Source organism: Fischerella muscicola PCC 7414 (assembly GCF_000317205.1).
Lineage (GTDB): Bacteria > Cyanobacteriota > Cyanobacteriia > Cyanobacteriales > Nostocaceae > Fischerella > Fischerella muscicola.
This window is the reverse complement of the sequence record NZ_AJLK01000098.1, coordinates 15,739-42,438: the sequence shown is the minus strand read 5'-3', so window position 1 is coordinate 42,438 and position 26,700 is coordinate 15,739. Positions and strand designations below refer to the sequence as shown.

The following is a 26,700-nucleotide window of genomic DNA, read 5'->3' as shown; positions in this document are numbered from 1 at the left end:
TTTATTTTTTAGGCATCTACGTAATCTTTTGCTCAACCTGATGTCATTTTTTTGTACACTTTATTCGCGTACTCCTGGTTTATCCCGTAGGTGCAAGATCTGAGTAATTAGTTTTTCCCATTACCAGCTAATGCAACATTATCAATATCCAAGTAGACACGATATTAATCATTGAATTTTACTCCCAAATCCACACCTAATACTTTTTCAATTTTGCGAAGTGTTTCTTCTGGCAAAGCACTTCTGACTCTTTCTGATTCAATGTCATACCAGTAAACACGAGATATACCCACCTCAGAACAAATAGCCTCTAGGGAACGGTCGTCAGCCTCTCTTGCCTGTTTTATCTTTTCACCTAATCCAGGGACTTCTTTTTCTATTGTTCGTCTTACTTTCATCTAAATCACAGTTATAGGTTTTAACGTTTCATTTGTAAACTATCAGCTATGACTATAATATAAAACATTAGCTAATGCTTGACAAACAATAGCTAACATAATACATTAATAATTATGAGAAAGGCGGTAGCGCCTGAGAAACGAAACCGCCCTTCTCTCCAAAGTATATTGATATCTTTAGGCGATCGCTTGCACCACAGACATAGCGCTTTTTGGGTTGGTTTGTAGTAGTAATCGACCACATAAGTTTTGAGGAGTTGCGAGGGGTTAGATCCGCGACTTTTAAAGAAGTCGCGGATCTGGCCAACCTATCAAAATCAATGTGGTGAAATAGTAGGTATTGATAAAGAATAAATCAACAATCAACAATTAACAGCCAACAACCAACAGCCAACAATCAACAACCAACAACCAACAATTAACAGCCAACAACCAACAGCCAACAATCAACAACCAACAACCAACAATTAACAGCCAACAACCAACAATCAACAATCAACAATCAACAACTAACAATCAACAATTAACAGCCAACAACCAACAATCAACAATCAACAATCAACAATCAACAATCAACAATCAACAATCAACAATCAACAACCAACAATCAACAACCAACAATCAACAATCAACAATCAACAATCAACAATCAACAATCAACAACCAACAACCAACAACCAACAACCAACTATTAACTATTTATTGCATTTGTCGCCGTGCGGCTTCTAGAATTAGGCGTTGTTCAGCACGAGCGATCGCTCGATATGTCCTTAATACTGCTTCTGGTTCTACGGAGATCGAGCTAATACCCCATTCGATTAAATACTCGATAATTTCTGGATACAATGCTGGTGCTTGACCACAAATAGAGCAAGGTACTCCTACTTCTCTGGCTGTGCGGATCAGTTGAGATATAGCGTTCATAACTGCTGGATGACGTTCGTCAAATGCTTTTGCGAACTGTCCCTGCTCTCTATCTACTCCTAATAGTAATTGAGTCAAGTCATTGGTTCCAATTGAAATTCCTTGAACACCAGCTTTGACATACTGTGGTAGCAAAAATAACACACTTGGCACTTCTGCCATAATCCATAGTTGAAAATGGGGTATTTGAGTTAACCTTGCTTCCTCTACTTTTTGTAGGCAAAAGTCAAATTCTTCTACTGTACGCACAAAAGGCAAGAGTAAATGGATATTGGTATAACCGGCTTGCTGTACACTTGCTAGAGCAGTTAACTCTAACTCAAAAACGGCAGGATTGACTAAATAGCTGAATGTACCGCGCTCCCCCAGCATAGAATGGGGTGAAGATTGTAAATTGTGACTAAAAGATTGTAATTCACGCGATCGCCAGTCCAATGAGCGATAAAAAATCGGTCGTGGTGCAAAAGCTTGGACAAATTGTATAATTTGTTCGTACCATCGCTCTAGCAATACATCCTGATGCCCATTTTCTAACCAATGCAGGGGGTGTTGTCCCTCCAGTATATTGAGTACCATCAGTTCTGAGCGCAATAATCCTACTCCATCAACGGGCAAAGAAAGCACTTGCTCTATCAAGCTAGGCTGGCTTAAGTTAACTAGCAGCCGAGTAGCAATCATAGATTCACGTGTTGAGGAGTTAATCTTGGATGAGGTAGAGTTTTGTTTTTCTGTTGGGGTGTGGTGAAAACTACTGCTCAAAGCTGTGGAGGATTCAGTGCCATTTTGTAAAAGCGGCGAAACTCCTGTATGTAAGTAATTTCTCTTCTGTAAACGCTTAGCTGCTTTCCGTAGAGGTGCAGACTGGTTGAAAAGTGGCGTGTGATGGGGAAAGGAGAGAAAAGACAATAATTGATCTGATTGTCTTGTGCCAATGTCCTCCTCTTGTGCCTCTGTACCGAGGCGGTAAATTTCTCCTTTATCACCATCTATTAGCAATCGCTCACCATTAGGAATCATAGTCGTAGCATTTGCCGCGTTTACTACTGCTGGAATACCTAATTCTCTCGCCAGAATTGCTGCGTGGCTTGTTATACCTCCCTGCTCTGTAATAATACCTGTTACTTGTTGCAATATTGGTAGCCAATTAGGTGTGATGGTTGGTGCAACTAAAATTACTCCTTTAGGTAGTTGTTCTGGTCTTTGGGGAGAATGGATGACATAAGCAGGTGCTGTTACACGTCCTGTGGCTGCGCCTAGCCCTTTGATTAAGTGAGTATTGGAAACTCCAAATTGGGGTGTACTAATTTGCGTTATGTAAAGTATTCCCGATGTAATTTGTTGAGAAATTGTCCACTCTAGGGTGAGGTTTGGGCCCAGTTCTCTCACAAGTCGATTTGTTAGCCTGATCAACTGTTGCAAATATTCTTCTGACAAAGCATATGCTTGTTGTTGGGTTTCATTGAGCAGATATACTTGCAAACCAGAGTCATCTAGTTTGGGCAATGATATTGACGTGGATTGCAAATCAACCCCACAACTTCCATTGTTTATACAATAGGCGAGTGGCTTGTACCCTAACTGCTGCTCTTGAACAACGCCAGTTTCTGGTTGGATGTAGTAGACATCTGGCAAAACTTCACCGTGGGCGATCGCTATTCCCAATCCCCAAGTGGCTTGAATTTCCCAATGAGAAGAGTTAGTACTCACTAAGCCACTGGCAATTGCATTGTGGATTGGTTGCACCAAAACTGCTAAATTAACTTGTTGGAGATCAATCCCTGCCTGTTGCCAATATAAAAGACTCCTAGCGCGAAACAATTGACTCCAAGCCCGCTTGAGTGCTAAAGCGATCGCTTCTGGTTCACACTGACAAACTTGTGATTCTAACAAACCAGATATATTCGTAATTAAGGGCTTAACTGTCGGAAGTGTTAAACTTGGGCGGAAAATCAGACATTGAGTTTCCCATTTTTGAGTTGCTTGTGAGATCGCACTTAATAACTGAGATGGTACAATCGCACTAATAATTTCTTGACGCAATCGTTCAGCTACCTGCTGAAGCTGACGCCAATTACCAACATCCAAGTGCAGTGAAGAGTTTGGCAAGTCAGCAATTAATGCTTCTGAACTGTTGAGATTTTCAAGAAATTCTCGCAAAACTGATGCTGGAATGACAAAACCAGACAGCACCGGATAACCACGCTGCATGATTTTGCTTAAATAGAAAGCTTTATCACCAACTTCGGCGCGGTCTAGCAGTTTAATTTGCTCAAGCCAGTAGAGTTTGTCCACTCAATTAGTCAGTTGTCAGTTATTGGTTGTTAGTTGTTAGTTGTTGGTTGTCGGTTGGTAGTTGTTGGTTTCATAGACGTACTAGCGGTTTTCGTTGGAACTACCAACAATCGACAAAGAACAAAATCCTACTAAACTAAATTTCAGCGTCTACGTACTACTAAGACTAGCGCTAAATTTTCTAGAAATCTATCTAAGCTGAGTAAATAGACAGCTGGTCAACAGGGTTTCTAGCTTGTGGTGTTGCGGTTGAGTTTATACTTAAAAATGCTAAAGATTAAATTTGTATAACTTGACGTTATTATCTCCTAAATTTGCCACAGCTTTCACATGTTCATAGTTAACATATATGTAAACTGAACAACAGGCAAGTAGATAGCTTATCTTTGAGCTTGACTTTTTGGTACTGTTAGGTTGCTGGGTATTTTATAAACAAAAAATATATACCAAAAATCTTATCACAACACCACAATCACAAAAGAAGGAAAAGTACAAGCAGACGGCACGCAACTGTAGCTGAGTACTGGGGCGATCGCTTTTTTAGATGACTATAACGCTTTTAGCACATGGCACTACCATTGTTAGTATCACCAAATACATTCTTCTTGGCACCTGATGATTGGGCTAACATTGCCTTTAGACTGTGCCTAGCAGTATTTTTTGGGGGGATAATTGGCTTAGAACGTGAGCGCAGACGCAAAGCTGCTGGCTTGAGAACTCATATGTTAGTGAGTGTTGCTTCTGCAATTTTTATCATCGTTATTTTACAAACAGACATAGAACCGGAAGATTACAATGGACTCAGTCGCGTCATTCAGGGTGTGGCCGCAGGCGTAGGATTTCTAGGTGCTGGAGAAATCTTGCGAGAAACCTCAGACAAAGAATCTCCAAGAATAGAAGTTCGTGGACTTACTTCAGCCGCAGCTATTTGGACTTCCGCAGGCTTAGGGATTACAGCTGGATGTGGTTTGTGGCAACTAGGACTACTGAGTATTCTTGTGTCTTTTTTCATTCTTTATGTAGTTAAAGAATATGAAAGACGGATGTAGAAATGGGTAATTAGTAATGGCTAATAGTACGAGCAATTTTGAGATTTTTGAATTTAGATATATTTATTTTAAATTTAATAGTACTTGAAAAGTAATAAAACCTTTTGAAAAATCTCTTCTTTATCTCTAGTTTGAAGAATAGACTTGACTAAATTCACAAATTCCCAATCAATTTCAATATCATTTTCAATAGTTTTACTAGCAGCATAAAAGCTGACATCACCAACTTTTAATTCATTAGTAGTACCTGTTTGCCATCCAGGAATTTTACTGTCCCAAGATAGCGATTTTCCCCTTAAAGTGAATTGAAACCATGTTATCTCATGATCTTGGAGTTCAAAAAAGACATCAAAATAAGGTTCTTCTCCTTGGAATCAAATTCTTGTTATACCTCTTTGGGGATCTTGTTTGAGAATATTTTGCTGAATTTCTCGCAATGAAGCACCTAATTGTGTAATTTCATTTTTGTCTAATACAATACTATATTTTGACATCTTATAATTCTTGAAAATACAGAAGAATAAATAATATCAATTCCGGTTAACTAATTACGATATCGTGTTTTGTCGTTGGTAATTGGTAGGGAAGATTGTTTTAATCTATTACCGCTCACCACGACGCATAACATTAGTGTTTTAGCTGACACAATATAAATAATTTTCTGCGTTTGATTGTAAGCAATTTCTAACTACTGATAACTCAATTTTTTATTTTCAAAACTTCCTGCTAGGTAAAATTTTGAAAGCGCTATCTTACTTTTTAAGACACAATTTTCAATTCTACAACCGCGAAATTACATAATAGATTTCGTGGTATTAGTCGGGAAAAAGGGAAGTAACCATTCTTTAATCTTCAGCACGCAATAACCAAAAACCACTGAAAGTCATCCCTGAATCATCAGGTTGCACTAGTAAAAAGTGTAATCCACGGCTTTCCTGCTTGCGCTGTTCGTAAACTCTACCTGCGGCTGCTACTTCTGGATCTGTAAACGTCACCAAAATCCATCTATCTACCAAATCGGCTTCTAATACCAACCCATCCGGCGCACCTGCAACATAATTTAACGCTACAGGACGTGCTTGTTGTAACCACCGTGCCAAACGCATTGATTGCCGTCCCCCATAAATGATTACACCGGGAACCGACACCGTTGACGCCAAACCTAAATTGATAGGTTGAAGAAACTCTGGCATAACCAAAATTGGAATCGGCTGTTGTGCAAACGCCTCCACCACCTTACCTGCTGACAAAGTTGCAAACCGCCACTCCTTCCCCCAGAGATTCTCTGGTAGTGGTGCGGGAGGGGGTTTGTCTACTACTGTTGGATATTGCTTTTCCTGCAACCACTGTTTAAGGGCAAAAGTACGCCGCGTAGGTTCAACATTGATACCCAAACTGCGTCCTGCTTGTTCAATTAAACCCAAAGATTGAGGGCGAAACACCTGAATTACATCTGGTAAATTTCCACCAGCAGCCAGTTGCAACTGAACAGCAACCCAATGGGAATTGGCCTCCGACTGGGGACAGCTTGCTTCAAACTGAAAAGTGCGATCGCGATCGCAAATCAACAACTCCCATAAAACTTGTCCTGCTGCATCTTGTTGCCGATGATGATAAAAATCAGCTTGCCAAATCACCATAATTTACCAATATTCAACAAATGAATCACAAAGACACCAAGTTTTCTTAATGCTTTCTAGCCTTAGTGGTTAATCCATATTAAACAACTCAACAGCAATCCTAAATCATTCATAAACAAGATCCCGGACTTCTTTGACAAGTCGGGGATCTGGTTCTCTTGATTTTTACAAATTAGATAGGATTACTATATACTACAAAAAGACAATCTCTTTAATATTTACTTAGGTATCGCCTGCTTGGTAGGTTTAGCTGAGATACAGTGGATGCACCAGGTTGCATCACTAGGTGTGGCGATCGGCGCTCGCGAATATTGGGGTAAAGGCTATGGCACAGATGCACTGCAAATCATTCTAGGATATGCTTTCCGAGAGTTAAACCTCTACCGTGTAGGCTCAACAACTATTAGCTATAATATCCGGTCAATGAAAGCCCATGAAAAAGTGGGTTTTCGTCAACAAGGAATTCAGCGCAGCTTTATCAAGCGTGAAGGAAAGCGCTTTGACCTGATTCAGTATGGCATTCTGCGTCCAGAGTGGGAGGCGCTTCAGGTAGAATAAAACAGGAAAAAAGGGAAAGGGAAAGGGAAAAATAAAACCCTTGAACCTTTACCCTTTCCCCTTTAACCTTCTTATTTCGCTCCCATTTCCATCACAATACTACGTGTGAAGTCTACACGCTGTTCAAATTCCAAGCCTTTGATGGTATTGACAAAATCATTAGTATTCTCAGGCAATTTGTAGTCAGAGGGAACTTGAATCACAACACCCTCTTCCATTCCTTGCGCTAAACGCAACCATACGTCTATCTTGGCACTGGAACTTAAAGCAGTGTAGGCACGGCTAATATCGCTATTAGCACGGCTAGCTATGTCACGTTGTGCTTGTAGCTGCTGTTCCTCTGGCAATGCTTTGATTTGATCGTACAATGCCGCAGCTGTATCTTGGGCAGAAGTTTGATTTGCTGGTATCAATTGATCTTTGATGTCTAGATAGCCGAACCAAAGTAAGGCTAACTGAGTATCAACGTCAAATTTGCGAAACTGTTCTACAGCTTTTTTGGTTCTTTCGTCAGTTGCAAATGTCATAAAAAGTCTCCGATTACTTTACCAAAACTGAGTAACTAAAATTACCGAGGTTAATTTGCCAACCCTCACTCACAAAATCTTATAAATTGGATATTCCAGATTAACCCTACTTCAGGTAGAAATAGCTTCCTTAGCTTTTGACAGATGTCATTAATACATTTATGGCTAAACAAAAAAGGCTGGCGGATGTTGCATTGTAACCTTTTGTGATTGGAAGAGTTAACCCCAGAACTTGTATCTAATGATCTCAGGTTTCTGCAACACCGAAAATTTACAGCAGTGTTTTGCTGGGGTTACTACTACTTAAGCAAAAATTAGATTGTTCTTGCCCAGATCAAACTTGGGGAGAAACTGTACAAGCTTTTGTAGTGCTGTGTCAAGGATACTCTATCAGTAAAACAGAATTGTAAGAATTTATCCAACAAAGAATAGCAACTTACAAAGTCCCGCAAGCGATCGCATTTTTACCAGAATTACCCAAAGGACTAACCGGCAAAATCCATCGTCAGACACTGCGAAATTGGACAATTAACCAAATCAACTTCTCAGCATAAATCCCACTCCGCGATCCTCTGCGCTGACTCTGCGTCTCTCCGCGTTAAAAAACATACTATTCCAATGCCAACAGATCCAATATCACCCAATACGGTTCATTTAATGCTAATAACCCTGGGGTAGGTCGGGTTTCGCTGTCACTCAATTAACAACCAACAATCAACCATCAACAACCAACAATGTACGATTATGTAATTATCGGTGCAGGTTCAGCAGGTTGTGTATTAGCCAATCGCCTGACAGAAAATTCAAAAACCAGAGTGTTACTATTAGAAGCAGGCAACCCAGATCAAAAACAAGAAATTCATATTCCTGCTGGTTTTCCTAAGTTGTTCAAAACAGAATATGACTGGAATTATTACACAGAACAACAGCCTTTCTTAAATAATCGTCAACTATATTGGCCTCGTGGCAAAGTCATCGGTGGCAGCAGTTCAATTAACGCCATGATTTATATTCGTGGGAACTTACGTGACTATGATCATTGGCACAATTTAGGTAATTCAGGCTGGAGTTCTAAAGACGTACTTCCCTACTTTATCAAAGCTGAAAATCAGAATGTCCTGAAAAATGAATATCACGGTATTGATGGACTTCTCAACGTCACCAATCAGCGCTGTATTAATCCACTTTCTCGTGCCTTTGTCAAAGCAGTACAACAAGCAGGTTTACCGCTAAATCAAGATTTCAATGGTGCAAAACAAGAAGGTTTTGGATTTTATCAAGTCACTCAAAAAGACGGTAAACGTCATAGTGTGGCAGCTGCTTATTTAAAGCCAATATTACAACGACCAAATCTAACTGTTCAAACTAATGCCCAAGTGATAAAAATAAATTTTTCAGGTACAAAAGCTGTTGGTTTAACCTACATGCATAACGGTGTAAACCAGGAAATCAAAATAGCTAAAGAAATTATTTTAAGTAGTGGCGCGATTAATTCACCACAGTTGTTAATGCTATCAGGAATTGGAGATGCTGAACAATTAAAATCTCTGGGGATTCCTGTAGTCATGAACTTACCTGGTGTCGGCAAAAATTTACAAGATCATCTGTGTGTGCCTATTGCTTATACATGTACTAAATCTGTATCTCTGGCAAATGCAGAAAAACTTATAAATGTTCTAAAGTATTTATTGTTTAAAAATGGACCTCTGACTACAAATGTTGCAGAAGCGGGAGGTTTTGTCAAAATCAATCCTGATTCAGAATTGAATGACTTACAATTCCATTTTGCCCCCACTTACTTTTTAAATCACGGCTTTAATCGCCCAGATGGACATGGGTTTACTTTTGGCCCGACTCTTTTATATCCACAAAGCAAAGGTAGCATTACTTTACGTTCTACCAATCCCTCAGAAGCACCCGTCATTCAACCAAATTATCTGGAAAAAGCAGCTGATTTAGAAGTTTTAGTAGCAGGTGTCAAACTATCACGTAAATTAGCACAAATGCCAGCCTTTGATAGCTTTCGAGGTGAAGAATTTGTTCCTGGTTTGGAGGTACAGGATGATGAAGCAATTCGTGCTTATATTCGAGACACTGTAGAAAGTTTGTATCACCCAGTTGGAACTTGCAAAATGGGTAATGATTCTATGGCGGTAGTTAACTCCCAACTCCAAGTGCATGGAGTCCAAGGACTACGAGTGGTAGATGCATCAATTATGCCTTCTATTATTGGTGGTAACACTAATGCTCCCACAATCATGATTGCGGAAAAAACTGCTGATTTGATTAAAAATTACTAAGTTTTTGAGATATCAAGCAGTGGGTTTTTGAATCAAAAGGTTAGTATCCAAATACCCTATTAACTATATGTCGGGGAGTGCCCTCAACAATGCTATATCTTGCATAGATATTTTTTTACCCCACCCTAACCCTCCCCGAAATCGGGGAGGGAATTAAATCTTACCCGCGTGAACGGCGGAATTGAGGGAGGGGTGTGAGGTAAAAAATAGTTGTGAAAAGGTCTAATAGTTAAAAGTATTTTTTGCAACTTTATGCAAGTAGTATTTTTACTTAAAAAAAGATTTTCCGAGTGTTAGTTTTATACGTGACTTGGGATAAATAAATAAGGGTTTATGTAAACCATAAATTTTTATCCTATAGGACGGTGTGAGATGAGATACAAACATCTAAGTAACTCGGCTCTCTTCAGTAAAGTTATTTTTGCTGCTGCTTGTGTAGCAATGGCTGCGCCAATCTCTTCGGCGTTAGCAGTTTCAGGGGTCTCTACGACCGTCGAACAAAAACCGACTGATTTGTTAAGTCAACAACTTTTACTGGCAGATAATGACGATGACGATGATGATAGGGAAGTAGATTTGCCAGAATCTGTCAAAACATCGATTTTGGATGATATTTCTCAGCGTGCAAATGTAGAAGTTTCTGCTTTACGCATTGTTAAGGCAGAAAAAATAACTTGGCCCAACAGTTGCTTGGGTTTAAAAGGAAGTGGAATTTGCTCTCAACCTCTAGTACCAGGTTGGCAAGTTGTGGTGGCTGGCGAAAGGCAAATGTGGGTGTATCGCACAGATGGATCTGGAGTATTAGCCAAGCTGGATGAAGAGTCAACACAAATAGTCAACAGGACTATGACGAAAGTACAATCTGTGACTCGCCAAACCAGCAGCCGCACCACTGTCCAACAACGTACGATGACTGTACAGCGCAGCACCCAAATTAGTGCGGCTAATAGTGTAGCAGTCCAAAGTCAGAAAGCTGGTTTTACCCTTGCTATCCTGCAACCAGCTGGTGAGATTTCAGAAGTAATTACCCGTGTTTCCGTTAAGTCGAAACATGGCAACAAATATCATAAAGAGCGGTTTTTGGGCGACTACAAATACAAGATCAAATCCAAAGCAAAATTTGTGAAGGGTTTAAAAGCAGGCGATCGCGTAGTTGTGCGCTTGTATGATACTCAAAACCGCTTTCTTGGCTACAGCGAATTTGAATGCTTGTCGGCAAACACAATGGTAAACCTGATTTTGTCGGCAAACCCCAGAAAATATAAAGTTGTTCGCACCGTTTACGGGCTTGATGCCAACTCTGACGGTATGATTGACGCGGGTAATACTACCTACGACTACTTTACTCAAGTTAGCGGCGAACGGGTTAGCTTCCTCAGTACTTCTCGGGAAGTCCAAGTGAGTCAGTTTCAAGTCCAAGGTTTGTCAGCTGTGGCTGCCAATAGTGTTTATCCTACCTCCTTTAAGCAAGGTGAATTTACTCTAGTTCGCCAATCTATCAATGTTTCTAGTGCCAACCTAGCAGCTGCTTTAAAAGCTACTCCTGGTAGTTTAGTATCTATCACCGATGTCAGCGATGATGATAGTTCTACCTACGATGTTGGTCAGTTAATGATGGATTATCGGGAAGTAGGCGTAGCTAGTGGTATCCAAGTAAATTTTGATGATGTACCAGCTAATCACTGGGCAAAAGAATTCATTGCTGAGTTAGCAGCGTTAGAAATTATCGAAGGTTTTCCCGATGGTACTTTTCGTCCCGATGAACAACTGACTCGCGCCCAATTTGCAGCGATGGTTAATCAAGCCTTTAACAAGGTAAAAGTTCGCAGCGCGGTTTCATTTAAAGATGTCTCCACAGCATTTTGGGCATATACGGCAATTCGGGAAGCTTACCAAATGGGGTTTTTAGATGTTGCTGGTAGTGAATTCAAACCCAATGATAGCCTATCTCGCTTGGAAGTATTGCTCGGCTTTGCCGAAGGACTAAACTACAATGTCAGTGGTTCTCCAGAAGCGATTTTAGCAGCTTACACCGATGCTGCCATGATTCGCAGTGATGTCCGCAGTGCGATCGCAGCACTCACCCAACGGGGAATTGTCGTCAATTATCCTGATGTCCAAACTCTCAATACTAACAAGGTGGCAACTAGAGCCGAAGTATGTGCTTTGTTATATAAAGCATTAGTCAGTACTGGTCAAGTAGTAGATATCTCTTCTCAGTATGCCGTGGAAGGTCAAAATGTCGAAGTTCAGCAAACTGATGATGACGACGATGATGATGCTAAATTCAGGGAGCGTCGCCATTGTAACCAAGGCATTGGTAATGGTGCTGAAGGATGCGATCCGGGTAATTCTCAACCCCACGGTGGTAGCAATGATGAAGGTGGACGCACTCCGGGTAATAAATAAAAATTAGACAGGCATTGGGTATGGTTAACAATCGCTAACCATTACCCATTATTTGTTACTTTGAAGGATTTTTCAGAGGTAGCGATCGCACTACAGTTAGCCATTTTGATATTATGAAAAATTTTACTGTTGCCTAGATGGACTCATTTGGGCTAAGTTGCGATCGCCTTAAGCAAATATCTTTTTTTAAGTTTGTTCTAGTATTATCTTGTTTGTTATTTACCTCAAGGACATTTCTGCGATCAAAACAGAAGGACAGTATTCATTAATGCTGATGCATTCAACTCTTAATTTTTAGCGTTAAATTTTAACTGTTTGATACATACCGAAGCTCTAGAAATAGCTGATAGCTAAAAATGGATTTACCGCTGGTTTATCATCCAGATTACGTTGCGCCACTACCAGAAGGACATCGTTTTCCGATGCCCAAATTTCAGCAACTCTATGAACTACTGTTAGCTGATGGTGTAGCGTATCCCTGCCAATTTCATGCCCCTGAACGTCCTCCACAAGAATTAATAGAGTTAGTCCATACACCAGAATATGTTCAAGCTTACTATGAAGGAACCTTGGACTTAAAAGCTCAACGGCGTATTGGTTTACCTTGGAGTCCAGCGCTAGTAAATCGTACCTGTGTAGCGGTAGGTGGTACGATCTTGACTGCCAAGTTAGCACTTAGTCACGGTTTAGCTTGCAATACTGCTGGTGGTACTCATCATGCCTTTCCCAGTTATGGTTCTGGCTTTTGTATTTTCAATGATTTAGCGATCACCTCTCGTGTTTTACAAAAGCTAGGACTAGTCCAGAAAATTTTGATAGTAGACTTGGATGTTCATCAAGGAGATGGAACAGCATTTATTTTTCAGGGCGATCGCACTGTTTTTACCTTTTCGATGCACTGCGAAGTCAATTTTCCTGGTACTAAACAAAACAGTGATTTGGATGTCCCGCTTCCTGTTGGCATGGAAGATGATGCCTATCTGCAAACTTTAGCGGCATATTTGCCAGATTTGTTGTCTGAGGTAAAGCCAGACTTGATTTTCTACGATGCAGGTGTCGATCCTCATATCGGCGATCGCTTGGGCAAATTAGCTTTAACTGACACCGGTATCTATCGTCGGGAAATGCAAGTTTTAAGTACCTGTATTGCTGCTGGATATTCCGTCGCTTGCGTCATTGGCGGTGGTTATGCTGATGATCTAAAGTCTCTTGTCTATCGCCATTCCCTTGTGCATCGGGCTGCGAGTGAAGTTTATAGGCATTTTCATCTTTAAGGATCGGGAGGTGGGGAACTCACCGGCCCCTGGTGGGGATTAGGGGCAGTGGGGTGATGGGGTGATGGGGTGATGGGGTGAGTGTGAGGAGTATGAGAAGTATGAGGAGTGTAGTTCATTTATCAGTGATCAGTGATCACTGATCACTGAATAACTGATCACTATCTCCCCCTACGGGCGCAATGCAGAAAATCGTCTCATTGGATACAATTTAAAAACAAGGAGAGCCGAGGAGAAAGATAAAGTGCTATTAAAAGGCTTTGAGATAGAGATGTACACCGGCACGCCTAGTGGTGAAATCGTCGGTCTCTCTGACAAGATTACTACGTCTTTAGATGGATATGTACGAGAGCCAGATAGCAGGAATGTAGAGTATGTTACTGCACCCAGTCGTAATTATGACCAATTATTGTGTGCCATTCTACGTCCCCGGCTGAGGCTGCGGGAGTATCTTCAGCAATTGGGCAATTATACCCTTATTCCTGGTAGCACGTTGTCTTTGGGTGGTAGCGATCGCTTTGTTCGTTCTGATCCCACAAATCCTTATCACACTTATATCGAGCAAACCTATAGCACAAAAGTAGTTACGGCTAGTGTGCATATTAACATTGGCATTGATGACCCGGAACTGCTGATGCGAGCTTGTCGCCTGATCCGGGTAGAAGCACCTTTGTTCCTTGCTTTGAGCGCTTCTTCTCCTTTTTTGGATGGCAAAACCACAGGCTTTCATTCTAGCCGTTGGCGTGTATTCCCACAAACACCCGCTTATGTGCCGTTATTTACCAGCCATGCTGATCATATTCAATGGGTAGAACAACAGCTAGCCGCAGGAACAATGCAAAATGTTCGGCATTTGTGGGTATCGGTAAGACCAAATGGCGATCGCCGTCCTTATGATTTAAATCGGCTGGAATTGCGAATTTGCGATTTGGTTACAGATCCTATATCGTTATTAGCAATTACTGCTTTGCTAGAAGCACGTCTGTTACAGCTCATCGAAAATCCCCATCTTGATCCTTTAACTCAAAGTACTTTTTCTCCCGAGGAACTCATCTCCTTGACTGCTAACAACGAAATAGCTGCGGCTACTTCTAGTCTTGATGCCCAACTGTTGCATTGGCAAGATGGCAGAAAAATCACTGCTAGAGATTGGATTGCTGAACTTTATCAGGAAGTTTTTGTGCTAGCTAAGCAACACGGCTTTAGTTGTTTCCTTTCACCTTTACAGAAAATTCTCCGTGAAGGCAATGAAGCCCAACAATGGTTGCAGCTACATGCTGTTGGTTTCAGCACTCAAAGCACAATTATTCAAGCTATTCGCGCTATACGAGAACGTGAACTAGAACTAGAAGATAAATTGTGTGCCTCCTTAGTGGCTTGAGCAATTGGCTTTAGGAGGGAACTCTTAACAGGAATAAGAATCAGTCCCTCAAAGACAAGTGTACAAGCCCTTTACTTTAATTATTCCCCATTCCCCTTCCCTCTTCCCTCTTCCCCTTTAATTCCACTGGGGGGCTTGACACCCCATTCTCTAGCTTGAAGAAGCTGGTAAACTCTCCAAAGGAAATAGCATCTGTCTTTGGGAATAAAATTCATTCTCTCAAAAATAACCTCGTACTCACTCTCAGAAAAAATCTTGGGAGTATTCTTTGTTTTGTTTTAAATTTCTAATCAATTGTGGTAGGTTGAAATTTATTAACAAAAGCTATAAGTCGCCTCTATCAACAGAGAGATTTGAAATTTTTGATACTTTACATTTAAAGATACTGTAAAGCCACCAGAAAATGCCTCAGGTAGTTCTAGTTAATCCCCTCATCCCGCCCAATACAGGTAATATTGCTCGTACTTGTGCTGCAACAGGTACAGAACTACACTTGGTTGGCCCCTTAGGATTTGAAATTAGCGATCGCTATCTTAAAAGAGCCGGTTTAGATTACTGGCCCTATGTCAAGCTGCATTATCACGAATCTCTAGAAGCATTTAAAACCTTACATGAGCAACGAGGAGGAAGACGGCTAGGATTCAGTGTGCGCGGTAGTTGTAACTATGTAAGCTTTCAATATCGAGCTGATGATTGGCTGTTGTTTGGTAGTGAAACTACAGGTTTACCACCAGAAGTGATTGACAGTTGTGATGCCACTATCTACATTCCCATGAGTCAACCCAAAGTTCGCAGTTTGAATCTTTCTGTGAGTGTGGCAGTAGGCTTATTTGAAGCACGTCGCCAGTTAGGTTATTTAGAATGAATCACAGAATACACGATGTATACAAGTTGACTTTTTAAGTAAATATACTTTCAAGTTAACAAAAAATTAATGTTGTTCATAATTTTCTAGATAAATCCCCTATAGTTAATTTTGTAAAAAAGTAAAAATTTATACTATCTTTTTGAAAACTTGGTAAACACTCAATAATAATACCTAGAAAGAGCTAGAATCATATATAAGAAATTTGTATATAGCAAAAGAGAGATTTGGGGAATCGAACGATAGATTTTCGTAAATTTATTTTTTTTAGTTTGAGGAACAAAAAAACTAAAAGGATGTCATATCAACCATTTGAGCAACTTTCTCACCGTTAAATGGCTTTAGGAGCGTAGAAATGCCTGAGAGTTGATACGGTTGTGTTTTAGGGAATAATCAACGTAAAGTCTCCTGTTGTGAATACAGATTGAGTGAAAAACCTTTGAAGATTAAAGATATCTACAGCGGTTGTTCGCTCTTTCAATCAGTCCCGACAGTAAGTTTTGAGACAACTATAAAGAGCGAGACATTGTAGGGTTATGAGCAGTGAACAGGCAAGTCACAAAAAAATTAATTTTTTACTAAATTTTAGAAATGTGAACTTGTCTAAATTAAAGAAGCGAGTTAATCTTGCCTAAGTATCTCTGTTCAGTGTGATCTTGATCTATTGTTTGATGTGATCTAAATCATTGACTAGTACTCGACTCTAATATCGAGGTTAGTTAAGCGCTAGTGTTCATAGGAGGTCGTCTTTGAAACGAGCATTGAAAAAAAGAGAGAAGGCTGTGTTAGAAAACACCCAAAGCGAGGAAGTACCGGTGGAACAGCAGAACCTGGTTAACTCACGTATTCACCGCCTGGTACCCACAAAAGCCGCCATGATTGGCTTGGCAATCTCAATGGGAGCGACTAGCCTTTTGGTGACTCGACAAAGCGATCAAGCCCTTGCAGCGGAACCAGTAGGCAATCAAAATACAGCCTCAACACTTCCTGCTACTGCTGATGCGGAATTAAAAATTGCTCGTACAAATCATTTAGAGTCCGAAACCCGCTCATCAGTCAGCCAGCCTGAAAATCCTGTTTTAGTTGAACCAACAGCAATTTCACAGGTGCCTGGGCTTGGAGCGAAATGGCAAGTTGTCACAAATGGAGTAGCTGTGCCAACTAATGCGCCAGTTGTAGTACCAACCAAAGCTCCAATTGCAAACAGGCTGAGTGTTCCCAGTGGCAACACTAATACACAAACACCTATACAAACACTATCTAATGGTTATGGAGTAACCCACAATCAAACCACATCCTTTGCCGCTCAACCGCAAACAGTGGTAGAAGATAATGCAGTCAATAGCGAAGTAAATGCCCAACTGAAAGCGCAGCAGGAATTTGCACTCTACCGCTTACAGGAAAAATCAGACCGTTTAAGAGCTAGTCTGGCACAACTGCGATCTCAGAGAACTACAGAATTACCCAAAGTTGTCACAAATCAACCTCAACCAGCATCAGCTGCTGCTAAACCAACTTCACAGACAAATACAAGCAGCACTTTTACAGTACAGTCACAAACTACTAGCGATGCCAGCCAAGCTAGCCTTGTGTCTAGATTGAAGCAAAAAAATGTAGTGAATGTACCTACAACAGCTGCAACACCAACAGTTACAACCCCAGTTATCACGTCAACAGTAGCAACAGCAAAAGTTGTCACCTCATCAGCTAGTGCTACCTATGAAGTCAAACCAGGGGATACATTAGCAGCGATCGCACGCGCTTATGGTACATCAGTCTCAGAACTAGCTAAAGCAAATCAACTTAGTAATCCCAATCAACTAAAAATCAATCAAAAGCTGAATATTCCTACTACTGAGACAGACAAAATAGCCAACTCAGCACCAGTAGCAGTTAAGCCCAGTGCTTTTGAATTGAGCCATAATTCCAAATTTGCCAATACTAGCCCTAATTCAGTTATTGCTGATACCAGCACTTCTGTAATTGGGTCATCACCCTTAAACAACCAAATTCAAGCCAATACAGTTAACACAGAATATAATTCCACTAATTCCACAACAAATACTACTAAAACAGCAACTGTTCCTACCACAGAAAATGCCTATGGCATGGGTGGTGATACCCCCATCCCAACAGCGATTACCGAAATGCAGCTGGCTAGGAAACAAGATGCTACCAAATCAAAGAATGCTAAAACAAATCCACGCTTAAGCAGCTTAAAAGCGGAAATTGAAAGATTAAGAGCAAAATACCGCGCTCAACAGTCTGGTAATACAGCTGTAGTAGAGGAAGTTAGCAATAACACTGCTGCTGTAGAAATTCCAGTTGCCCAACCCAATAATGTCGCGATCCCAATTCCAGTTTCTAGACCTACTAGCAACGTAGTAGTACCAACCTCAGTTACCAAAGCTAATCCAGTAGCAGTATCAATCCCTGTTCCCAGACCAAGGGGATCAAATTACACTACTACCAGACAGAATAAAGAACCGATCAATCCAGAATTTGCTGCCAATCAAAATCAAAAGGTAGCAACACCTGGTATGGGTGGTGATGTCTCTCAGTCTTTTAATGCTAAGCGAGGAACTCAAGTTTCCCCAGAGTTACCACCATTGGCAGCAGTCGATACATACCTGCCTAAGCCAATAGAAGAAATCACACCTACAGCTACAGGCTATATTTGGCCAGCCAAAGGAGTCCTCACCTCTGGCTATGGTTGGCGCTGGGGACGGATGCATAAAGGAATTGACATTGCTAATGGTACAGGTACACCTATTTATGCTTCCTCTGGTGGTGTAGTAGAAAAAGCTGGTTGGAATAACGGCGGCTACGGTAACGTTGTCGATATCCGCCATCCTGATGGTAGTTTGACTCGTTACGGTCACAACAGCAAAGTTCTAGTACGTGTCGGTCAACAAGTAGAGCAAGGTGACACAATTGCTTTAATGGGTAGTACTGGCTTCAGCACCGGACCCCACAGCCACTTTGAAATCCATCGAACTGGTAAGGGCGCAGTCAATCCTATGGCTTTCTTGCCGCCACAACAACGCATATAGTTTTTGGTGGTAGTTGTTTGTTGTTTGATCATTGCTAACACTAAACTACCAACACAATACCTTTCGGTTAAAGGGGAAAGGAGAAAAGGGTAAACTCAAAGGTTTCCCCTTACCCTTTTCCCAGACCACAAGCCAGGTAAAGAATGCTTATCCGAAAAGTATTGATTACCAACTATCAACAAAATTTGCAAAATTTCTAGGTATGTAGGACTAGCGATCACAAAACTAGTATGCTATATTTAGAAATCGGTGATAAAAGTTTGGCTCAGTAGCTCAGTAGGTTAGAGCGGGGGACTCATAAGCCCTAGGTCGTGTGTTCGAATCACACCTGAGCCACTAAAAGTTAAAAATCATTTGAAATTTTCAATTCTCAAGCTGGCGGAGTACCTCAGCAAGTGACCAGGCTTGAGCGATCGCACCTCTGGGTGTGTGTGGTTCATCACCATCAAAAATTTCCGAAATTGAGCCAAGGCAGCCTTCAGCCAAAAAGTGTTCTAGCAGAGGTTGCCAGTCAAAGGGCAAGGGTTCTGTAGCATAAAAACGTTTCCAAGCTCGGATAAAAGGGCCAATTAGCCAACACCAAACAGTACCTTGATGGTATGAGCGATCGCGCCGTTGTGGATGACCCGTATATTTGCCGATGTATTCCGGATCACCCGGATCAAGGGTACGAAGACCATAGGGTGTGAGTAAGCGTTTAGTAGCTAACTGTAATATCTGACGCCCCTGTTGAATAGAAAAGGCGCAGTGGGCAAGGGAAAGCGCAATCACGGCATTTGGACGAACCTGAGAGTTACGATGATCGTCAGGCTCTATAGTGTCATATAAGTAGCCTAGCTGGGAATTCCAGAATTGTTGGAGTGAATCTTTTACTTGTTGGGCTTGCTGGCTATAACGTCGAGCCTGCTTCGCGAAACGACTTGGTTCGGCGACAGTTTCTTGCTCACTCAAGATTTCTGCCCACCGAGAAGCCCAGCATAAAGCTGAGTACCATAGAGCGTTAATTTCGACTGGCTTCCCACGCCGGGGTGTTACTGGTTGTCCATCAACTACTGCATCCATCCAAGTTAAGGCAACACCACGAGCATCCCAACCAATTAAACCATCCGTAGAATCTACTTGAATGTTGTAGCGTGTACCACCAATGAAAGCTTTATAAATTTGCTGTATTACTGAGTATTGTTCTGCTAAAAACAGCCAATCTTGTGTGGCTTCTAGGTATAGCCCTAAGGTTTCAATCCACCACAGAGCCGTATCAATGCTATTGTAAACAGGTTCATTTTCTAGACTAGGAAATATATTGGGGATCAAACCGTGGCGACAGTAACGTCCAAGACCTTGTAAAATCCCTTTTGCCAACTCAAACCGCTGAGTCCGCAACGCTAAACCTGGTAAAGCAATCAAGGTATCACGTCCCCTGTCATTAAACCAATGATAACCAGCTATTACAGTAGGTTCAGCAGTAGAGAAGCGGGAAACAACAAACTGATCGCTTGCCTTTAGTAATTGCTGCCAAATAGGGAAAGATGATGGGGTGCTTTTTTCTCCCCACCTCCGGTTCTCCCCACCTCCAGTTTTGCCTATCTCTGGTTCTCCCCACCCCCCTACTTCTTCCTGTTCCCATCCAAACACTAAAGAGAGCCGTTCTTGTTCTGCTTCAACAACTTCTGCAAAGGTATCGTCAGTGAGGGGGCTTTGTAAGAGATCGGGAAAACCTACCTTGGCTTCTAGAGTGACTACATCTCCTGGTAAAAGCGTAACTGTTAAATAACCAGGACTGTAGAGATCTTCGCGATCGCTTAATCCTCGCCGTGTCTCTTCTGGTAAATGATAATTCCAATACCAAAATCCGTCTGGTTGATAATTGCCTCGTGTCCAGCGCAAGTGCCAAGGTGTGCCAAACACTCCTGAGTTGATCCCTTGCAAACAGACTTGTCCCTGACCTAGTAATTGTGAGAACTGTAACTGTGGAGTGGCTTTTTGCTGGTCGTGAAAATCGCGATCGGCGATCAACAGTCGTAACCTCAAAATGCCCTCATCCTTGCCTTCATAACGATATTGAATTAAAAGGCGATTACAAGAAGATGGGGTGATGGGGTGGTGGGGTGTAGACGCGCCAGCAGCTTCCCGTAGGGTAGGGGTGAAGTTTTTCTCCCCACTGCCCCTAATCCCCACCTCCCTATCTCCTCCACAAAAGTGGGGCATTACCAACTGTCTTGTTAGCTGCCAGTCATCTTCACCCCACACCCATTTAGGAACCGGATTAGTATCAAAATTACGTAGCAGTTCGTAACCTGTCGGATCAATCTGACCACTACCCCAAAAATTTGTCCCCAATGCTATAACTTGCTTTGGTAGTTCCAGGCTAGCTTCGAGATGCGAAAACAGTAGGGTACGTCCAGAAGGCGAGTTAGTCGCAGCAAATAACCAACCATGATAAGTACGAGTGCGGACATCAGAAACCGTACCACTGGCAAAACTTCCCAAGCCATTCGTGAGCAACCATTCTCTTGTATCTAAATCGGCCATTTGCTACTCAAAATCGTTATGAGTATGATATAGTTGTAACAGTTCGTAATTAAGCTGTCAGGGCGTAGACAGGTAAGTCTTACCTGTACACCTAAAATGAGCGGGCAGCTAGTACTTAGCCAACCCAAAATTTAGGGTATTGGTCGGGTAAAGGCTAAAGGTTAGAGGGTAAAAATCCTCATTACCAATGTTCTTTTCCCATCCGCCAAAAAAACTTTGGCGGACTACTAGACGAAAATAATTTCCAAGGAGAATTAGTATATGTCTACAGAAGGATGCCTCCGTGTTGGTCAATCAGCTCCTGACTTTACAGCAACTGCTGTGGTAGATCAAGAATTCAAAACAATTAAACTTTCCGACTATCGCGGTAAGTATGTTGTTTTGTTTTTCTATCCCCTAGACTTTACCTTTGTTTGTCCAACAGAAATCACAGCTTTTAGCGATCGCTACGAAGAATTTAAAAAGATTAACACAGAAATCCTCGGTGTGTCCGTTGATAGCGAATTTTCACACCTAGCATGGATTCAGACCGATCGCAAGTCTGGAGGTGTTGGTGATCTTAACTATCCCCTTGTGTCCGACATTAAGAAAGAGATTAGCACTGCTTACAACGTCCTTGATCCAGCAGCTGGTATAGCTTTGCGTGGTCTGTTCATTATTGACAAAGATGGTGTAATCCAACACGCGACCATCAACAACCTCGCCTTCGGTCGTAACGTAGATGAAACTCTGCGGACACTACAAGCTATTCAGTACGTACAGTCTCACCCCGATGAAGTTTGTCCTGCTGGTTGGCAGCCTGGTGATCAGACAATGGTTCCCGATCCTGTCAAGTCTAAAGTTTACTTTGCTGCTGTCTAGATAACGGGATTTCCCAGATCAACAATTTGACATTCGGAATGTCTATTCCGGCTTGGATTGGTGTTAGGCTTCTGGCCTACCCAATCTATCTGATGCAAGATGTCAGATCAGTCAAATAAGTTAAAGTGACCACAGATATACAGGATATGCACACAGATATTAATTAATCGGTGTCATTTTCTAATTTATCTGTGGTTGGTTTATGTGATAGTTTGGAGATTTTTTTGGGGATAAAATTATGTTAATTTCAAATGATTTTAGCGGTTTATTTAATGAGCGCTTTTTCCGAAATTTTTTACCCATTCCTGCTGCCAATCAAATACCAATAGGATTTTTAACACCAGATTTTCAACTACCAGATATAACCAATAACACTTTAATCAAATTATCAAATTACAGAAATAAACAACCACTATTACTTGCTTTTACGCGAATTTTTACAGAGAAACAATATTGTCCCCTTTGCTTTCCACACATCAAATCCTTAAACGAAAACTATGAACAATTTCAAAATCGGGGCATAGAAGTTTTGATGATTACTAGTACAGATGAACGGCAAAGTCAAATAGTTGTAAGAGATTTAGGCTTAAAGATGCCGTTACTGAGTGACCCCACCTGCCGAGTGTTTCGCACCTATAATGTCGGGCAAGCTTTGGGAGCGCCTTTACCAGCACAATTCGTTTTAGATCAAGAAGGTAGACTGCGTTATAAGCACTTGTTTTCGTTCTTAGACCACAATGCTAGTGTAGAAAAATTGCTAGAGCAATATAATGCAATAGCCAATAGCTAATAGCAAAAAGAATTTTCTATGCTCAAACTGTATCACCAACCGCTTTCGGCAAATTCTCGTCGTGTTTGGATAGCATTATTAGAGAAACAACTTGAATTTGAATTAGTAGAATTAAGATTAGATGGTGATCACTTACAACCAGAATTTTTAGCACTAAATCCATTCCACCACATTCCAGTTTTGCTAGATGATGACTTTACAGTGGTGGAATCGTTAGCAATTTTAGATTATTTAGAAGCAAAATATCCCACCCCAACAATGTTACCCAAAGATCCCAAAGCTTTGGCTAAGGTACGTATGGTGGAAATGGTAACAGTTAATGAACTAATGCCTGCAATGACACCTTTAATCAATCGGATGATGGGTTTTGCTGGTGGTGATGACTCACAAAAAATAGAAGCGGCAAACCAGAAAATCGCTACAGTACTGAAATTTTTTGAAAACTTGTTAGGTCATCATCCTTATTTTGGTGGTGAACAATTGACTCTAGCAGACATTGTCGCCGGCAGTGCAGTGCCTATTTTGCCGATATTGGGTTTTTCTCTGATTGACAACCCCAAATTAAGTGCATGGGTAGAAAGCTTAATGCAGCGTCCGGCTTGGCAAACTACCCATCCTACCCCAGAAGCGATTGAAGCATTTAAATCTCGTATGCAAGCTTTAATGGCACAGTATCAATCTCAGAGGAGTTAATGGTTGATGCTTGTTGGTTGTTGATTGTTGTTTGTTATTTGAACTACCAACCACCAACAACCAACCACCAACAATAATTACAGCCTAATATTTTGTAAATGACTGCGGGGGTTATAGGTACGAATAGCGCGAATTTTTTCATAATACTCCCGCTCTTGTTGACTGATGTCTCTGGGAGTGGCGATCGCAATTTTCACTAACTGATCACTACGTCCACTCTTGGGTTGGGGCCAGCCTTTACCACGTAGACGCAGGGATTGACCAGAACGCACTCCCGCAGGTAGTTTGACATTCACGCTACCATCAGGAGTGGGTACTTCTATTGAAGCTCCCAGAACAGCTTCATCGGGTGTAATTGGTACTTCGCACACCAAGTTATCACCCTCAAACTGGAAGAAGGGGTGAGACTGAAGCTCAACTTTTAGGTACAAATCGCCTCGTTGTTGCGTTAGAGGACTGATTTGACCTTTACCCCGCACCCGTAGACGAGTACCAGGTTTAGCGCCGGCGGGAATGCGGACATCAATAGTTTCGTTACCAAGATTAAAGCGCTTTTGTACACCATGAAACGCTTCGGAAAAAGTCAAAGAAATTATAGCTTCAGTATCTTGGGCAGTACCTACACCAGCATCCTGGAAACCAAAGTCATTAAAACTGCCAAAACCACCAGGTCCAGCACCAGTGGAAGTGCGGTAACTATAGGATTGCCTTGTACTGCGAGTACTACCACCACCGAAGCGTCCTAATAATTCATTAATAAAATCATCAAAACTACCGTATTGACTAAAGTCAAAGCCACCCATATCAACGCCAACACCGCCACCATAAGGGTTTCCTTGACCCACTTGTTTCCAGTATTGACCAAATTGATCATATTTTTGGCGTTTGTCTGGGTCTGACAAAACCTCGTAAGCTTCGTTCACTTCTTTGAAGCGTGCTTCTGCCTGTTTATTGCCAGGGTTAACATCTGGGTGATATTTACGAGCTAATTTCCGAAAAGCCTGTTTAATTTCATCTGCACTAGCAGTTTTACTAACTCCCAGAACAGCATAATAATCTTTAAAATCGGTTGTAGCCATCTACAATACTCCTCTAGTATTTACCTTTATGTTTTTTTGTAAAAAATAGGGTTCGGTATTCTACACTAGGCAGAATTCTAGGCAGATTAACTCTGATTTTAAATTAACAAACCTTTAATAAATTCGAGTTCGGTTGTTGCTGAAAACGTGAGGGCAATTTCCGTACTTTGTGAAGTCCCCGAATAGCAAATTAGGCAATCTAGTCCTTCTTCTAAACTAGGAGAAGCATCGCGCAATTGACGATACATCCGAAAAATCACATCTTCTGGTACTTGACGTTCCCGTCTTTGATTGCGTGCTAAACATAGCCAAACAGGAGTTTTTACCCAAATCCCGGTAATATGAGTAAAACCAATGTCGCGGGCTAAGGTAATGACTTCACGACGGTGGCGTCGCTGAGCGTTAGTAGCATCATAAATTACTGTACTATTTGTAGCGATCGCTCTTTGAAATTGCCGCTCAGTTTCTCGCCAAATCAGCAGCCAAGGCCCCTGGATTGCTTCACTACCAAATAATTGCCCCCGGATAGCATCGGTAGAAACCAGTTGCCTCTGGGGGCATTGTGTCACTAATTGTTTTGCTAAGGTTGACTTACCGCTGCCAGGAAGACCAATTAGTAAGAAGAGTTTTGTCATTAGTCATTTGTTGTTTGTTGTTTGTTGTTTGTTGCTTGTTGTTGGTTGTTTATTCCAAACAACTACCAACAACCAACAAACAATTAATTTGTTGTTTATTCCAAACAACTACCAACAACCAACAAACAACTAAATATACTAAATTATCGTTCCATCAGGAATGACGGCGTTTTTCAGCACAACGACAATTCCACTACGGATATAGAAACCTTGACTTTCGCGCTCAGCTTCTTGGACATTATCTTTGTTAACAATTTGGACATCACAGCCGATGTGAGTGTTTTTGTCAATGATGGCGCGGCGAATAATTGTGTTAGCACCGATACCTAAAGGTATACTACGGCGTTCACAGTCGGACTGGCGTTCGGCAAATGGCTGATACATGTCTGCACCCATCACCAAGGAATTTTGAATGATTGAGCCAGATTCAATGCGCGATCGCACTCCTAACACCGAGTTTTCAATGCGGCAATTTTTGAGAATACAACCTTCGCCAATAATCGATTGGGTGACATGACAATCTAACAGTTTGCTGGGAGGTAAATAACGAGCGCGAGTGTAAATCGGCGCTTGTTCATCGTAGAAACTAAAAGGCGGGCGAGGTTGCTGAGTTAAAGTTAGATTGGCATTATAAAACGCTTCAATTGTTCCGATGTCTTCCCAATAGTCATTGAATAGGTAAGCTTGAACGTTGTAATCGCTGGCGGCATCAGGAATAATTTCTTTGCCAAAATCAGTCCTTTCGGAAGCTTCTTTCAACAACTTGATCAAAACATCTTTTTTAAAGACATAGATTCCCATTGAGGCGATGTATGGCTGCTGTTCGGCTTGTTCTTGGTTTAAGCCTAAAACAGTAGTATCAACCTGCATTTTCTTTAAAGCTTCGCCTTTGGGTTTTTCGCTGAAGTCAACAACCCTGCCAGACTCGTTGATTTTCATCAAACCAAAGTCTGAGGCGCGACGTTCATCAATGGGTATAACTGAGAGAGTAATATCAGCTCCAGTTTCCCGATGACGTTGGATAAATTGGCGATAGTCCATGCGATACAGGTGATCGCCGGATAGTATCAAATATTCATCTACATCCCATTCTTCAAACAGCCATAGGTATTGACGAACCGCATCGGCTGTACCTTGGAACCAGCTAAGGTTTTCTGGGGTTTGCTGTGCCGCGAGGACTTCCACAAACCCTTCTGTAAAGCCAGCAAAGCTGTAGGTACGAGCAATATGGCGATTCAGAGAAGCCGAGTTGAATTGTGTCAGGACGTATATTTTGAAAATTTCGGAATTTATACAATTACTGACAGGGATATCTATCAATCGATACTTACCTGCCAAGGGCACCGCTGGTTTTGCGCGTAGTTTGGTGAGCGGATAAAGGCGGGTTCCTGCACCGCCACCGAGAATGATTGCTAAAACTTTTTTCACAAGTTTGCTCCCGAC

General features: G+C 41.5%; 20 protein-coding genes, 1 tRNA gene and 1 pseudogene. 12 read left to right on the top strand and 10 right to left on the bottom strand.

Going from position 1 to position 26,700, the window contains the following annotated elements; all coding sequences use genetic code 11:
* Positions 1 to 164: 164 nt before the first annotated feature.
* The gene (locus UYI_RS0114605) at positions 165 to 398 is read right to left on the bottom strand and encodes a helix-turn-helix domain-containing protein (RefSeq protein WP_016867385.1); all 234 of its coding nucleotides are present in this window, start codon (positions 396 to 398) and stop codon (positions 165 to 167) included.
* Positions 399 to 1,097: 699 nt separating this feature from the next.
* Positions 1,098 to 3,614 carry a putative PEP-binding protein gene (locus UYI_RS0114595; protein WP_016867383.1) on the bottom strand — a complete coding sequence of 839 codons (2,517 nt, stop codon included), beginning with the start codon at positions 3,612 to 3,614 and terminating at the stop codon, positions 1,098 to 1,100.
* Between the two features lie 566 nt (positions 3,615 to 4,180).
* On the opposite strand from UYI_RS0114595, the gene UYI_RS0114590 reads away from it, so the two are divergent.
* Complete coding sequence (locus tag UYI_RS0114590) at positions 4,181 to 4,663, top strand: MgtC/SapB family protein (protein ID WP_016867382.1); 483 nt, start codon at positions 4,181 to 4,183, stop codon at positions 4,661 to 4,663.
* Positions 4,664 to 4,737: 74 nt separating this feature from the next.
* Here the strand turns inward: UYI_RS0114590 and UYI_RS32630 are convergent.
* Both UYI_RS32630 and UYI_RS0114580 read right to left on the bottom strand, forming a co-directional pair.
* Positions 4,738 to 5,157, bottom strand: a pseudogene (locus UYI_RS32630) (hypothetical protein).
* Between the two features lie 351 nt (positions 5,158 to 5,508).
* Positions 5,509 to 6,303, bottom strand: coding sequence for a Tab2/Atab2 family RNA-binding protein (locus UYI_RS0114580; RefSeq protein WP_016867380.1), 795 nt, complete (start codon positions 6,301 to 6,303; stop codon positions 5,509 to 5,511).
* 237 nt (positions 6,304 to 6,540) lie between these two features.
* On the opposite strand from UYI_RS0114580, the gene UYI_RS0114575 reads away from it, so the two are divergent.
* Positions 6,541 to 6,861 carry a GNAT family N-acetyltransferase gene (locus UYI_RS0114575; RefSeq protein ID WP_258003628.1) on the top strand — a complete coding sequence of 107 codons (321 nt, stop codon included), beginning with the start codon at positions 6,541 to 6,543 and terminating at the stop codon, positions 6,859 to 6,861.
* Between the two features lie 71 nt (positions 6,862 to 6,932).
* On the opposite strand, the gene UYI_RS0114570 is transcribed toward UYI_RS0114575, so the two are convergent.
* Positions 6,933 to 7,388, bottom strand: coding sequence for an orange carotenoid protein N-terminal domain-containing protein (locus UYI_RS0114570; RefSeq protein ID WP_016867378.1), 456 nt, complete (start codon positions 7,386 to 7,388; stop codon positions 6,933 to 6,935).
* A 734-nt stretch (positions 7,389 to 8,122) separates the two neighbouring features.
* On the opposite strand from UYI_RS0114570, the gene UYI_RS0114560 reads away from it, so the two are divergent.
* The 3 genes from UYI_RS0114560 to UYI_RS0114550 all read left to right on the top strand — a co-directional run bounded on the left by UYI_RS0114560 (position 8,123) and on the right by UYI_RS0114550 (position 13,371).
* Positions 8,123 to 9,688 carry a GMC family oxidoreductase gene (locus tag UYI_RS0114560; RefSeq protein WP_016867376.1) on the top strand — a complete coding sequence of 522 codons (1,566 nt, stop codon included), beginning with the start codon at positions 8,123 to 8,125 and terminating at the stop codon, positions 9,686 to 9,688.
* Positions 9,689 to 10,060: 372 nt separating this feature from the next.
* The gene (locus tag UYI_RS0114555; protein WP_026085957.1) at positions 10,061 to 12,097 is read left to right on the top strand and encodes an S-layer homology domain-containing protein; all 2,037 of its coding nucleotides are present in this window, start codon (positions 10,061 to 10,063) and stop codon (positions 12,095 to 12,097) included.
* Positions 12,098 to 12,453: 356 nt separating this feature from the next.
* Positions 12,454 to 13,371, top strand: coding sequence for a histone deacetylase family protein (locus tag UYI_RS0114550; protein WP_016867375.1), 918 nt, complete (start codon positions 12,454 to 12,456; stop codon positions 13,369 to 13,371).
* Here UYI_RS0114550 and UYI_RS39685 read toward each other — a convergent pair.
* On the bottom strand, positions 13,368 to 13,490 hold the full coding sequence (locus UYI_RS39685; RefSeq protein ID WP_258003626.1) for a hypothetical protein: 123 nt from the start codon (positions 13,488 to 13,490) through the stop codon (positions 13,368 to 13,370). The genes UYI_RS0114550 and UYI_RS39685 overlap by 4 nt on opposite strands.
* 125 nt (positions 13,491 to 13,615) lie before the next feature.
* Between UYI_RS39685 and gshA the strand changes: the two genes are divergently transcribed.
* The 4 genes from gshA (at position 13,616) to UYI_RS0114525 (ending at position 19,006) form a co-directional block, all read left to right on the top strand.
* Positions 13,616 to 14,752, top strand: a complete 1,137-nt coding sequence (gene gshA / locus UYI_RS0114545) for a glutamate--cysteine ligase (RefSeq protein WP_016867374.1) — start codon at positions 13,616 to 13,618, stop codon at positions 14,750 to 14,752.
* A gap of 403 nt (positions 14,753 to 15,155) precedes the next feature.
* Positions 15,156 to 15,617, top strand: a complete 462-nt coding sequence (locus UYI_RS0114535; protein WP_016867372.1) for a tRNA (cytidine(34)-2'-O)-methyltransferase — start codon at positions 15,156 to 15,158, stop codon at positions 15,615 to 15,617.
* Positions 15,618 to 16,366: 749 nt separating this feature from the next.
* Entirely contained in the window at positions 16,367 to 18,670 is a 2,304-nt protein-coding gene (locus UYI_RS0114530) for a peptidoglycan DD-metalloendopeptidase family protein (RefSeq protein ID WP_026085956.1), read from the top strand.
* A 262-nt stretch (positions 18,671 to 18,932) separates the two neighbouring features.
* Positions 18,933 to 19,006 (top strand) — tRNA-Met (locus UYI_RS0114525).
* 27 nt (positions 19,007 to 19,033) lie between these two features.
* On the opposite strand, the gene UYI_RS0114520 is transcribed toward UYI_RS0114525, so the two are convergent.
* Positions 19,034 to 21,199: an amylo-alpha-1,6-glucosidase gene (locus UYI_RS0114520; protein WP_016867370.1), complete on the bottom strand. Its 2,166-nt coding sequence runs from the start codon at positions 21,197 to 21,199 to the stop codon at positions 19,034 to 19,036.
* 261 nt (positions 21,200 to 21,460) lie between these two features.
* Here UYI_RS0114520 and UYI_RS0114515 point away from each other — a divergent pair, with 261 nt between their 5' ends.
* The 3 genes from UYI_RS0114515 to UYI_RS0114505 all read left to right on the top strand — a co-directional run bounded on the left by UYI_RS0114515 (position 21,461) and on the right by UYI_RS0114505 (position 23,543).
* Entirely contained in the window at positions 21,461 to 22,060 is a 600-nt protein-coding gene (locus UYI_RS0114515; protein WP_016867369.1) for a peroxiredoxin, read from the top strand.
* A gap of 238 nt (positions 22,061 to 22,298) precedes the next feature.
* Positions 22,299 to 22,850 carry a peroxiredoxin family protein gene (locus UYI_RS0114510; RefSeq protein WP_016867368.1) on the top strand — a complete coding sequence of 184 codons (552 nt, stop codon included), beginning with the start codon at positions 22,299 to 22,301 and terminating at the stop codon, positions 22,848 to 22,850.
* Positions 22,851 to 22,868: 18 nt separating this feature from the next.
* Positions 22,869 to 23,543 (top strand): glutathione S-transferase family protein, encoded by a 675-nt coding sequence (locus UYI_RS0114505; RefSeq protein WP_016867367.1) that lies wholly within the window; start codon positions 22,869 to 22,871, stop codon positions 23,541 to 23,543.
* Between the two features lie 77 nt (positions 23,544 to 23,620).
* On the opposite strand, the gene UYI_RS0114500 is transcribed toward UYI_RS0114505, so the two are convergent.
* The 3 genes from UYI_RS0114500 to UYI_RS0114490 form a co-directional block, all read right to left on the bottom strand.
* Positions 23,621 to 24,622 (bottom strand): DnaJ C-terminal domain-containing protein, encoded by a 1,002-nt coding sequence (locus UYI_RS0114500; protein ID WP_016867366.1) that lies wholly within the window; start codon positions 24,620 to 24,622, stop codon positions 23,621 to 23,623.
* A 98-nt stretch (positions 24,623 to 24,720) separates the two neighbouring features.
* Positions 24,721 to 25,257 (bottom strand): AAA family ATPase, encoded by a 537-nt coding sequence (locus UYI_RS32625; protein ID WP_081589230.1) that lies wholly within the window; start codon positions 25,255 to 25,257, stop codon positions 24,721 to 24,723.
* Between the two features lie 138 nt (positions 25,258 to 25,395).
* Positions 25,396 to 26,685 (bottom strand): glucose-1-phosphate adenylyltransferase, encoded by a 1,290-nt coding sequence (locus UYI_RS0114490; RefSeq protein WP_016867365.1) that lies wholly within the window; start codon positions 26,683 to 26,685, stop codon positions 25,396 to 25,398.
* Positions 26,686 to 26,700 lie beyond the last annotated feature (15 nt).